Raw genomic sequence first — 11996 nt, 5'->3', positions numbered from 1 at the left:
CGCACGGCTCTCCAGGACGCGGCCTCGGTCGCCGGCCTGCTGGTCACCACCGAAGCCATGATCGCGGAGGCTCCGAAGAAGGAGTCGGCTGGCGGCGGCATGCCTGGCGGCATGGGCGGCGGCGGCATGGGCGGCATGGGCGGCATGGATTTCTAATCCAAGCCATCTGGCTATGCATACGAAAGGGCGGCAGCGATGCCGCCCTTTTCCTTGAAGTGGGATCCGGTCGGAAATGTTTGGCGCGTACGCTGGCCGTATGGCCCTAGTAGCGATGGCTGTGAAAGCAGGACAAGGCGAGCTCGCGCGCACGGATGCGGCGGAGAGCCGCTGGCGTTGTCGCTTCGAAGACAATCAACGTATTCGAAAACCGTTCAAGAGTATGAGGGAGCCGTGGCCAAACCGTGCAATCGGCCTAAATAATATTCGCACCACCCGAAACCGCCTCTCCTGCGCGCCGCCTGACCCCAGGGACGTTACCGGTCTCCGCGATAAGTCGGCGCAATCTCACATTTAAGTGCAGTGCGACACTGGGAGGGAAATCAAGCTGTGTAGTCTCGCAAGATGACACCAGCGCACTTCCCACAGTATATCGGACAAGGCGGTCACACTACGCCGGACAGTAGGGCAGCGTTCTAGCCCAATCATCCGAAAACGGACGCTACGTTAGCGGCCCAAAAGCTGCCCGTCAGGAAAGCGCCAAAAAATGACATGCTGCCTCCAGCCTTTCGACACGACCCACTTCACGATCTCGCGAATTTGCCAGCTGGCGGCTTGTTGCTCAAGCTTCGATTCTAGTCTGTGGTCGCCACGCCTCAGCAAGAAGAGTCCGGTTCCCAGCCGGCGGAGGCGCAACGCGATAGCCAGCTCAGCACAAGGAGAGCAAGCCATGGTTGCTTTTACCCTCAATGGCGAGGCGCGAACACTCGACGTCGATCCAGAGATGCCGCTGCTCTGGGCGATCCGTGACGGCATCGGACACACCGGAACGAAATTCGGTTGCGGCCTTGCCCAGTGCGGCGCTTGCACGGTTCACGTTAACGGCATGCCGACGCGCTCGTGCCAGACCGCAGTCGGCGACATCGAAGGAGCCTCGATCACCACCATTGAGGGCGTGTTGGGCAAGGTCGGCGAAACGGTCCAGGCCGTTTGGGCCGAGTTCGACGTGCCTCAATGCGGCTATTGCCAGTCTGGCCAGATCATGTCGGCCGTGGCCCTCCTGACAGAGACGCCGAAGCCGACGGACGATGATATTGATTCGGCGATGAGCGGCAATCTTTGCCGCTGCGCCACCTATCATCGCATCCGCGCGGCCATCCACGAGACCGCCAACCGGCTGGAGGCTTGAGCCATGTTGCAATTTCTCCCGAAACATAGTGCCGAGCGGCCCACGCGCCGCCAGTTCCTCCTCGGCACGGCCGTCACCACCGCGGGCCTCGCCGTGGGCTACCGGCTAATGATGGCCGCGCCCGCCAACGCACAAACGGCGCCTGCAACGGTCCAGGCGAACCCCTTCCAGACCTATGTCGAGATCACACCGGAGAACCGAATCGTCATCCACTCCTCGCAGTTCGAGATGGGACAAGGGTCCTATTTCGGCATCGCCACCCTGGTTATGGAAGAGCTCGACGGCGACTGGGCACATGTCGACGTGGTCGGCGGATATGGCAATACCGCGCTCTACGGCAATCTCGCCTTGGGCGGGGCCGCGCAGGCAACCGGTGGCTCCACGTCGATGGCATCGTCGTGGGAGCGCTACCGCAAGGCGGGCGCTGCCGCACGGGCCATGCTGGTGGCGGCCGCGGCGCAGCGGTGGCACGTGCCAGCCGGCGAGATCACAGTAGCTTCCGCGGTCGTGTCGCACGGCTCAGGGATGCAGGCGCGCTTCGGTGACCTGGCTGAAGCCGCAGCGGGAATGCCGGTTCCCGACGACGTGCCGCTAAAGCCGCGCGACAAGTGGGCCCAGATTGGATCGGACAGCCTCAAGCGCTACGATTCCGCCGGCAAGACCAATGGCGCGCAGACCCACACGATCGACCTCACGATGGATGGACTCAATACGGCCGTTATGATCCATCCGCCGAAGTTCGGCGCAGAGATCGAGAGCTTCGCCGCCTCCAAGGCCAAGGCACTCGACGGTATCGTCGATGTCGTCCAGACGCCGCGCGGCATTGCCGTGGTCGGCAGGGACATGTGGACGGCGCTCAAGGGCCGCGATCTCGTGAAGGTGACCTGGAACGAAGAGAAGGCCGAAAGGCGCGGCACGGCCGAGATCATGGCCGAATACAATAAGGCAGCAGACGATCCGGGCGCGGCCACCGCGCGCGACGACGGTAACACTCCCGCAGCGTTGGCCAGTGCTGAGAAAGTCATCGAAGGGCACTACGAATTCCCCTATCTTGTCCATGCTTCGATCGAGCCGCTCAACGCGGCCGCCCGAATCAACGAAGACGGCACCATCGACGTCTGGGGCGGACACCAGATGCCCGACCTTTATCAGGCGGCTGCCGCTCAGGCAGGGGGCACCACGCCGGACAAGGTGAGGCTGCACGTGATGAAGACCGGCGGCAGCTTCGGCCGCCGCGCGGTCTCGGACGCAGATCTCATTATCGAAGCTGTGTCCACAGCGTGTGCACTCGGACCCGGCAAGCCAGTGAAGGTGCAGTGGACCCGCGAGAACGACATGCGGGGTGGGCGGTACCGGCCGGCCTATGTGCACGCAGTCAAGGCGGGACTCGGCAAGGAAGGCAATGTCGTCGCTCTCCATGACCACATCGTGGGCCAATCGATCGTGGGCGGCTCGCCCTTTGCGGCGATAATCGATAACGGTATCGATCCGACCTCCGTGGAGGGCGCCACCAACCTGCCCTATGCGATCCCGAACCTGAAGGTCGAGCTGACCACCACGGACGTGAACATCCCAGTGCTGTGGTGGCGTTCGGTAGGCTCCACCCACACCGCTTACGTAGTGGAAACCCTGATCGATGAGCTCGCCGCCGCTGCGAACCGTGATCCGGTCGACTTCCGCTTGTCGATGCTCGGTCACCATCCACGGCATGTCGGCGTGCTGAAATTGGCTGCTGAAAAGGCAGGCTGGGGCAAGGCTCTGCCGGAAGGCCGTTTTCGCGGCGTGGCCCTGCATGAAAGCTGCTCGACCTATGTCGCCGAGGTGGCCGAGATCACCTACAACGATGGAAATGATTTCAAAGTCGACCGTGTCGTCTGCGCGGTGGATTGCGGCACCGCGATAAATCCTGACCAGATCCGCGCTCAGATGGAGGGCGGTATCGGCTTTGGGCTAGGCGCGATCCTCCAGGAGGAGCTGACCCTGACGGGCGGTGTCGTAGACCAAGAGAACTACGACACTTATACACCGCTCAGGATCGAGCAGATGCCGCGCGTCGAGGTGCACATTGTGCCGTCCGACGAGCCGCCCACGGGCGTTGGCGAGCCGGGCGTGCCGCCGATCGGCCCGGCCGTCGCTAACGCGCTGCGGGCGGCGACGGGCAAGACGATCCGCAAGCTGCCGATCACAAAGAACTTGTCAGCATAGCCGGGAACGACCATGAAAACGGCGGCGATGAAGATCGCGGTCGTAGGTCGCTTTTGAACGCCTCCTGACAGGCGATCATTCCGTTCGATCAATTTCCGGGGGCTGCCCGGTCCAATATCCGGTTTGGAGACGGTAACCTGTGTTCTGAACGACCGCAGACGGTCGTCGGTGCTATTAGTTTGCACTGAAGTATCGCTTTCGAGACGCAAATGCGGCACGCAAATGTCTCAAAAGGTCACCCGAGGCGCGCAGGGCGAAACGTTCCACCTTTGCGAAGGACCATGCTACATCTCGCGCCTTAGCGCGTACCTCGACCCGCTTTGCGAGGACAGTGACCTTCCGCCTTACGTTCACCTGAGCGAAGGCGCCTACAATGAAGCTGTTGCGGCGGCGCATGCGGCCATCGCCTGTCTCGACAGGAAGAACATAAGCCCGGACGGGCAAACCTCGGTCCGTGCGATCTGCTGGCGATCCGCGACGGTGTCGCCAGGTTTTACGACGTAAGGTCTCGACCCTTTCCGCCCAGTTGAACCATCTGTTCAACCAGGGCGTAAACGCCATAGAGTTGATGCGCCTGGAGGCGGAGGCAGTCGATAAGCTGGGAGCACTTATACAGGAAGCTCTCGCCGGCGGAGACGCGGACAGCATGGTCGCGCGTTCGCGACCGGAAATACCGCATTGTATTTGGGATAGTGACCCGGAAAGACCCGCCGGCCGGTCACTGAATCTGCCATTGTTTTCCCGCATCAGTCTCATGCGCGGGATGAAGACGCTCCAGCTTATGGACGTGCCGGGGAGTGTTCATCGCGGACCAGGTCGTGGCGGCGGAGGGCCGTAAGAAGACAAGGAAGAAAAGGGACGAGCCCGCCGAGGCTGAGCTACCCGACGCCGAAGCTGCTGAATAGCATGGGCTCGCATGCGCGCCAGCCCTGCCTTCCCCGGCAAGACCGCGACTTGGGTCCAGTGGGGTGAAAAGGCTGAAAGAAAGCGCATGCTATGTCGCCCGGCCTGGGCTGGCGAGGCGCGTGGTTCGAACTGAGTGCGAGACGAAAAGGCGAAGTCGTAAGCTTCGCCTTTTTTATCGACACCATTTGCAAGAAAGTCGGCCGGGGACCCAATGACGTATGTACTCCTAGGCTGGATCAAGGCCCTCATGGAGATCGTCTGCGACCACTAAATTGAAGGTCTTACTCAACTTGGGCGCTTTGTCGTATTGATCTTATCCACCAAGTTACGAACTAATTTCTGATGCCAGACATAGAGGCCTTCAAGAAGAACCTCCAAGATATCATAAGCGTTAAATACGTCATTCATGGTAATATTTTCAGGATGACTTCCGAAATTACCTATCCATCTTAGCGCATCGACGCGATCGGCGTTATCCTTGTCGATTGCCTTGAATGAAGCGATACGAGTTCCCAGTGGAACGAATTTTCCTTTCGCATCCGTTGGGGCTATGCCAGCATTTGTCAATATTTCTTCTGCGGATTGTCTCACGTGATTCGAAGCGGCTCCTGGATCGCAGAAAAATACGTTAAACGACTTCTCTATACTTCTCTTAACGCTCTTCGGGCATTTCGTTGGCGGAGAGAAAATCTTCATGGGCTGTGAGAAGAACTTTGGATAAAATTCCTCTTTGTAGTCGACCACGAAGTATCCATCCTCATCCTGATATTGATCCGGCGCGTAACCTCCATCACCGCCACACGCTACCGGTTCCTTGCAAAGGGTGCACTCCAGTATGGCCGAAAATGCAAAAACGACTTCCATCTCGTGAAAATCCTCATTGTAGTGCTTTTGCCTCGACTCAGCCGTTTCCTCGTAGTGTAGGGTCTCGCGTTTCACGCGCATTTTTCCGTCGCGACATGACGGGCAGGGCCACGCTGGTGCAAGGTTCTTAGAGAGCGATCTCTTCCAGAGGGCGCGGTCTATGGGCATTCGGCTTCCGGCTCGGAAGAGGCATCCTCGACCGCAGGCTTGGCGGTTTTGATTGCTAATTGAGCGTGGGAAATTGGCTTACTATGCCGTCGCCTAAACGTGGCTAGGCTGTCGAACGTCTGCGTTGACGTAAGCAATCGTTCAAAGGAAGCGGCATAGGTCGAATTCTCAATGATCGCAATTGAGTTCACCAAATTGTCAGTGACCATGGCCTTGGTAAGTTTCGGAAATAGGATCTTGTTGTGGGCGTAGCAGCACACTTCAAGAAAGTTGGCGAACTCGACAAAGGTACTCCGTCGTTCACTTTCGGTGGCACTGGATAGAAGCCTTGCTTCCATACCACGCATGTCCGCAAGATAGCGGAACAGCCACTCCAAATCCTTGGATTTGGCCGACGACCGAACGTTGAGCGCATTGAAAATCAACGCGCCCGCCGAAATCAACAGGGCTACTGTGGGAACAACCTCTGTCCACCAAATCCGCACTTAGTCACTTCTTCGTCTGTTGGCTTGTGGCCGTAGACGCCGGCTGTTGCTGCAAGGCTGTTTGCAGGTTCGCGCTGCTCAGGCCTTTGTCTTCGATGTGGACTGGTTTCTGGCTGATTGGATGGACCGGCTGGGTTTTACCAGCTGACATGGGAGTGCTCTCCGTCGCGACGATTCGCGAATGAGCAATGTACTTCCTACCTGACCGCTAGGCTACTGGTTGGGACCCTGCAAGCTGTCGGCGGCATACGACCACGTCAACTCGATACGTGCAGTTCAGCCCGGCTTTCGAGCACGCAAACCGCGCTACCTGTGTCGCCGAAGATCCATCCACAAGGTAACCCATCTGTAATCAGCGCTGCGCATTGCCAGGGCCTCGCAAGCCTCACCACCGGCAAGGGGAAAGGCGTGCCCTGGTTGCAATCGTACTTGGCATCGGTGAACCACATGCCGCTGGCATCGCGATAACGCGAGTGCAATACGTTCACGACGCCCTTGACCTAGTCTAGTATGTGATTTTCTGAACCGTGTGGGTGGCCTGCGGTTCGCTAGGCCGATCGATCTTGGAAGGCTCCTTGAGGAGTCCACCATCGAATGCCGTTTCTGCTGGCGCGGGAACAGAAGCCGTCTTGTCGAGCGCGACCACCGAAGGCGTTTCGGGCGTGCCCGCCAGCCCTTACATGATTTTACCAAGAAATCCGATGGTCCCGAAAACGAGCAAGCCATGACGCCATAGAACAGGTAGTCATTGAGGCCTTTGCGCTTGGTGGCTACGGCGGTCGCCCGGACCTGTCTGACAGTGCCAACGTTATCGGGGCGTCTACCTCTGAGTTCTTTCATGTCCATCGGGACTCAACCTCTAAAGCCGCACGGGCACTCTCCACCATTTAGGAAACAATCTTCGGTAGCACGGCGTGCGACAGCCTCTGTGAGTCTTAATGCCTGAGGATCCGGTCGCCGCGTATGGTCCTCACAGGAAGGTGCCATTCTGGGCGGCAGCCGGGCGAGATGCTCCTCGAAGGTCGGCCAGAACTCCTGACGCTGAGACGATCGCAGTAATGAGGTGCGCGGTCTCGCCCATCTTAGCCGATGGCACGACCGGCTCGATCTCCGCGAACGTCGCTGTCGATCAAAAAAGGCCCGAACGAGTTAGCGCCGGGGCAGACATTTCTCCTGCCGCCGGAGATATGGCGCTGATAGAATTCTATCATGTGGGCCGAGTTTCCTTTCGCAAATGAAAGAAAAGCTCGATTGACTCTCCTGCCCCATTCCGGTCTCGTGAATCAACGTGCGGTTGCAAACGCATCGTCGGTCGGCCATGCGCTATCGACCAACTGTTCATCCCGGATTCCCTCCCACTCAAACGGAGAAAAACATGTCCGATGCAAAACTGCAGAGTGTGCTTGCGTCTCTTTCGCAAGTGGCGAGACAGCTAGATGCTCTGCCATCTGGTAGACCAGCGCCGGATTCAAATTGGATAAAACTAGACACTAATGAGAACCCCTTCCCGCTTCCGGCAATCATAATGCAAAGTGCGATTGCAGCTCTCGAACGGCAGTATCTATATCCAGAAGACGATAACATCAGCTTGAGGGAAGCAGCCGCGGATGCCTACAGCGTCTCCATGGATCAGGTGATCGCCGGCAACGGATCGTCTGAACTGCTTGGACTTGTCTACAGAGCATTCCTTACCCCGGGGGATAGCGTGGCGATGATGTCGCCAGGCTTTTCGTTCAACCGCAAACTTGCAACGTTGCAGGGTGCTCAATTTGTCGAAATCGAATTTAGCGAAGATCATTCCTTGCCGATGAAGCAATTGCTCTTCGGTCCTGCAAAGGACGCCAAGTTCATTCTGCTAGCCAATCCGAACAATCCGACTGGAACGTTCGTTCCGGTGGCCGATATCGAACGCCTGGTAGCGAAATCGGACCGCTTGATCGTGCTGGATGAGGCCTACGTCGACTTTGCACCCGAGAATGGTCTGCGCCTCATCAATCGCTATTCGAACCTTCTGGTCTTGAGAACACTTTCGAAAAGCTATGCTACCGCCGGCGTTCGCGTCGGTTTCGGTTTCGGTCATCCTGAAATTATCGGCAGGCTACGCAACATCCAGAACGTCTTCAACATGAATGTGATCGGGCAGGCGGTTGGTATCAGCGTCCTTGCGCACCGCGCCGCCTATGCAGACAACCACAGACACATCAGGCATGAACGACGGCGAGTGACGCTCGCGCTGTCGCAACTTGGATTTTCCGTAATCCCTTCCCACGCAAACTTCTTGCTTGCCCGCGTGCCAACGGGACAGGACGGCTCATGGTGGCAATCAGCCTTCGCAAGGCAAAAAATACTTGTCGCCGTCTTTCCAGATAAAGGTTTGGAAAATTACATCCGCGTCAGCATCGGTACAAAAGAGCAAATGGATGCGTTTCTTCGTGCCGCTAGTCGTATTAGCAGAATATTGAATATGTCAACACCCCCGCATAGCTAAGGCTCTGCTTTAGCATTTCGCAGGCAATAATCCGAGCGATTACACGAGCGAGAAATCTTTAAATTGCTTGGAATACGCAAGCAACCGGACTAGTTGCGTCAAAAATGGAGACAATATCATGGATAAGGCCTTTCCTTCAGGCCTAGCTGTCGGCATCTTCGATCATCTGGACGAGGACGGACCCGATATCGCCCGACAGTACGAAGATCGCCTGATGTTAGCGGAGGCGTGCGATCACCTTGGGTTCTATGCATATCATCTCGCAGAGCACCATTGTACCCCACATGGGAGAGGTCCCTCACCGAATCTGTTCTTGTCGAGCGTAGCCCAGCGAACCCGGCGCCTTCGTGTCGGCCCATTGGTAATGCTGCTTGCCCTCTATCATCCGCTACGTGCGTTCGAAGAGATCTGTATGCTGGACCAATTGAGCGGTGGCAGGCTCGAACTTGGGATAGGGCGCGGCTCGCTCCCGATCGAATTGGGTTACTTCGGGATTGGCTCGGACGCGGCGCCAAACCACTATGCGGAAGCCAGCGAAATTCTTCTCAATGCGCTGAAGGGCGGCACGCTATCCTATCAAGGTCGCCATTTTGAGTTGAACAGCGTTCCGCTGACGCTAAGAACTCATCAGCGTCCACATCCGCCGACTTGGATCGCCACCAATCGACCGGAATCGGCAGTCTGGGCCGCTGCGAATGGCGTGAACATCGCGTGCGTGGGACCTTCCTCTTCCGTTCGAAGAATCACTGATGCCTTCCGTCGAGAGCACACCAGTGAGGCGGACGACCAAACGCCATTTCTTGGATTGCTCCGAATGGTCGTGATTGGGCGTTCTGAAACAGATGCACGTTCACTCGCCGCACCTGCTTACGAACGGTGGCTAAAGAGCTTTAAATTCCTTTATGATCTCAATGGCATGCCGACTCCACCAAACCTGCCGCTGACCTTCGATGCAGCAATCGAGAAGGAATTGTGCGTAGTAGGAACGGCAGCTTCTGCGGGACAAGCTCTTCTTGATCAGCTGGAAGCGGCAGGTGCAAACTACCTCCTTTGTCAACCGGCGTTTGGGAATCTGTCGTTAGATGCTTCCCTATATACCGCAACGGCGATTCAATCCGCAATTATGGCTCGAGTTGGCTAACCCGGTTCGAACGTTCGCTCACCCAACAACGTGCCAAGCGGCACGCGTCGCTAGCGATGACTAGGTGCGGGTTTCGGATGACCCATCAACCTGTTGGCACAGAGGCATGCGGCTCCTCCTCAAAGCGGCGTGTTGTTCATGGGCGAAAGCGACCGTGTATGCCGCATTTCACCCCTCGGATAGGGCCTTCATGTCCTAGGAGTAGACCCACGATCGCCTGCCAGACTTGATCGGAGCGTTGGATACGTTCGGCCCGATCAGCTTATCGGCCCGATATCCTTCGATCCGGCAAGCGCATCGAAAACATGTTGCTTGGCTTGGCGCACGCTCGCTTCCAGCGACGCTCCAAGAGCAAGCGAGGCGGCGACTGCGCTGGCCATCATGCAACCCGTTCCGCGCATCCCACGCGGCAAGCGGGGCGCCTCGAACCGAACTGCAGGTTGGTTCGGCTGCAAAAGCACGTCGACGCAACGGGTTCCTTGTGCATGGCCGCCCTTGACGAGGACGGCGGTCCTCACCGTCCTCGATAGCTCTTCAGCCTGACGACAAGCCCCTTCTTCGTCCGCGGCCGGTGACGAGCCGGTAAACGCAGCCAGCTCGACCAGGTTAGGCGTTACAAGCCGGCAGATCGGCATCAGATCGTGGCGCAGCATATTAATGGCATCGTCCGCCAGCAGATTGCGTCCCGAGGTAGAGGCCAGGACCGGGTCGAGTACCACAGGCACTTGGCGGTTGACCAAAACAGCGCCGACTGCCTCAACAGCCGCCGATGTCCCAATCATGCCTATCTTGACGGCCGCGACAGCGTTGGCAGCGAACGCGGCGCGCATCTGAGCGGCGACAAGCTCCGACGGCACAAGCTTGACGTGCTCGACAGCCGAGTGCGTCTGGACTGTCACGGCGGTGATGGCAAGACAACTGCGCAGCCCGAAGGCGGAAACCGTTTCTATATCGCGGGCAATTCCAGCTCCACCGCTGGAGTCCGACCCGCCAACGACAAGCACATGCGGTTCTCGCCTCAGCGCCATCGCTCCGTCTTTTCGATCCATTCTCGTGTGCGCGCTTCGGGATCGGCATTCAGCGTGATGTCGGTGACCACTGCCGCGCTGTCGGCGTCAGCCGCGAAAACACCGTCGAGCCTGTCAGGGTTGAGACCGCCAATGGCGACCAATGGGATTGGCGCTACCCGATGCTTCCATTCTCTGATCCGTTCGAGTCCTTGCAGCGCCCATTTCATCTTCTTCAGGATGGTCGGGTAGATGGGCCCAAGCGCGATATAGTCAGGCTCGGCGGCCATCGCCGTTTCCAGTTCGACACCATCATGCGTGCTCAGTCCGAGCCTCACGCCAGCTGCCCGTATCCGCGAACGGTCGGCGGTCTGCAAATCCTCCTGGCCAAGGTGGACGAAGTCGCAGCCTTCCTCGATTGCCAGCCGCCAGTAATCATTGACGATGAGCTGGCAGTGGTGGCGGGCGCACAAGGCCCTTGCCTTGCGGATCTCAGCGCGCAACCCGGCTTCATCCATGGTCTTGATGCGGAGTTGCACCAGCTTGACGCCCAGCGGCACCAGCCGCTCGATCCAGGCAGCGCTATCGACGATCAGATAGAAGGGATCGAGCTTCATGAAAAAACTGCCCTGCCGAATATCGGTGTCGATGGCACGGCAGCGTCGCGCGGTTCGAGGATTCCCGAGATGAAAGCTTCACGACCGGCCTCGACCGCCTTGCCGAACGCACGCGCCATGCCGACCGGATCGGCCGCCTTGGCGACCGCTGTGTTCAGGAGCACTGCGTCAAAGCCGAGTTCCATAACGGTTGCCGCGTGCGACGGTCGTCCGAGCCCCGCATCCACAATCAGCGGGACCTCAGGGAAATGTCCGCGCATCGAGCGCAGCGCCATGATGTTGATCGGCCCAAGGGCGGAGCCGATCGGTGCGCACCACGGCATCAAGACCTTGCAGCCCGCCGCCAGTAGCCGCTCGGCGACAACGAGGTCGTCGGTGGTGTAGGGGAATACAGCAAAACCGTCCTCGCACAGGACGTGGGCGGCTTCGACCAGACCGAACACGTCTGGTTGTAGCGTGTCGTGGTTGCCGATCACTTCGAGCTTGATCCAGTTGGTGCCGAAGACCTCGCGCGCCATTTTCGCAGTGGTGACCGCTTCCTTTACGGAGTGACAGCCGGCAGTGTTGGGCAGGATTCTGACGCCCAGCGAGCGGATCAACGACCAGAATTTCTCGCCGGCCCTGCCACCTGCCATCTCACGGCGCAGCGAGACGGTCACCACCGACGTGCCCGATGCCTTGACCGCATCGGCAAGGATGGCCGGCGAAGGATATTGCGCGGTGCCGAGAAGCAGGCGGGAAGGGAGCGTCGTCCCAAGAAGGTCGAACAT

Annotated in this window: 11 protein-coding genes; 6 read left to right on the top strand and 5 right to left on the bottom strand. The window is 58.6% G+C overall.

The window, feature by feature from the left end; all coding sequences use genetic code 11:
• The first annotated feature begins 886 nt into the window (after positions 1 to 886).
• From AC1DZU_RS33590 to AC1DZU_RS33575, 4 genes are all read left to right on the top strand, one after another.
• Positions 887 to 1345, top strand: coding sequence for a (2Fe-2S)-binding protein (locus AC1DZU_RS33590; RefSeq protein ID WP_477291503.1), 459 nt, complete (start codon positions 887 to 889; stop codon positions 1343 to 1345).
• A 3-nt stretch (positions 1346 to 1348) separates the two neighbouring features.
• Positions 1349 to 3550 carry a xanthine dehydrogenase family protein molybdopterin-binding subunit gene (locus tag AC1DZU_RS33585; protein ID WP_477291501.1) on the top strand — a complete coding sequence of 734 codons (2202 nt, stop codon included), beginning with the start codon at positions 1349 to 1351 and terminating at the stop codon, positions 3548 to 3550.
• A 222-nt stretch (positions 3551 to 3772) separates the two neighbouring features.
• The gene (locus tag AC1DZU_RS33580) at positions 3773 to 4054 is read left to right on the top strand and encodes a TIGR04141 family sporadically distributed protein (RefSeq protein WP_477291499.1); all 282 of its coding nucleotides are present in this window, start codon (positions 3773 to 3775) and stop codon (positions 4052 to 4054) included.
• On the top strand, positions 4005 to 4388 hold the full coding sequence (locus tag AC1DZU_RS33575) for a DUF6119 family protein (protein WP_477291497.1): 384 nt from the start codon (positions 4005 to 4007) through the stop codon (positions 4386 to 4388). Before AC1DZU_RS33580 ends, AC1DZU_RS33575 begins: the two co-directional genes overlap by 50 nt.
• A 353-nt stretch (positions 4389 to 4741) precedes the next feature.
• Here the strand turns inward: AC1DZU_RS33575 and AC1DZU_RS33570 are convergent, their stop codons facing one another.
• Both AC1DZU_RS33570 and AC1DZU_RS33565 read right to left on the bottom strand, forming a co-directional pair.
• Positions 4742 to 5395 (bottom strand): DUF4145 domain-containing protein, encoded by a 654-nt coding sequence (locus AC1DZU_RS33570; RefSeq protein ID WP_477291495.1) that lies wholly within the window; start codon positions 5393 to 5395, stop codon positions 4742 to 4744.
• Positions 5396 to 5478: 83 nt separating this feature from the next.
• Entirely contained in the window at positions 5479 to 5973 is a 495-nt protein-coding gene (locus AC1DZU_RS33565; protein ID WP_477291493.1) for a hypothetical protein, read from the bottom strand.
• A 1375-nt stretch (positions 5974 to 7348) separates the two neighbouring features.
• On the opposite strand from AC1DZU_RS33565, the gene hisC reads away from it, so the two are divergent.
• Together hisC and AC1DZU_RS33555 are read left to right on the top strand one after the other, a co-directional pair.
• Complete coding sequence (gene hisC, locus AC1DZU_RS33560; protein WP_477291491.1) at positions 7349 to 8461, top strand: histidinol-phosphate transaminase; 1113 nt, start codon at positions 7349 to 7351, stop codon at positions 8459 to 8461.
• Positions 8462 to 8579: 118 nt separating this feature from the next.
• Positions 8580 to 9602, top strand: a complete 1023-nt coding sequence (locus tag AC1DZU_RS33555; RefSeq protein ID WP_477291489.1) for an LLM class flavin-dependent oxidoreductase — start codon at positions 8580 to 8582, stop codon at positions 9600 to 9602.
• A gap of 257 nt (positions 9603 to 9859) precedes the next feature.
• On the opposite strand, the gene AC1DZU_RS33550 is transcribed toward AC1DZU_RS33555, so the two are convergent.
• The 3 genes from AC1DZU_RS33550 to AC1DZU_RS33540 are packed head-to-tail and all read right to left on the bottom strand — an operon-like array spanning position 9860 to position 11996.
• A complete protein-coding gene (locus tag AC1DZU_RS33550; RefSeq protein WP_199201568.1) occupies positions 9860 to 10630 on the bottom strand; it encodes a hydroxymethylpyrimidine/phosphomethylpyrimidine kinase in 771 nt (256 codons plus the stop codon).
• Positions 10621 to 11226: a thiamine phosphate synthase gene (locus AC1DZU_RS33545; RefSeq protein WP_477291487.1), complete on the bottom strand. Its 606-nt coding sequence runs from the start codon at positions 11224 to 11226 to the stop codon at positions 10621 to 10623. Before AC1DZU_RS33545 ends, AC1DZU_RS33550 begins: the two co-directional genes overlap by 10 nt.
• On the bottom strand, positions 11223 to 11996 hold the full coding sequence (locus tag AC1DZU_RS33540) for a thiazole synthase (protein WP_477291485.1): 774 nt from the start codon (positions 11994 to 11996) through the stop codon (positions 11223 to 11225). Before AC1DZU_RS33540 ends, AC1DZU_RS33545 begins: the two co-directional genes overlap by 4 nt.

This window comes from Mesorhizobium sp. P2_A12, assembly GCF_056405075.1.
The sequence above is the reverse complement of the archived record's forward strand: the minus strand, read 5'-3'. Positions and strand labels throughout refer to the sequence as shown.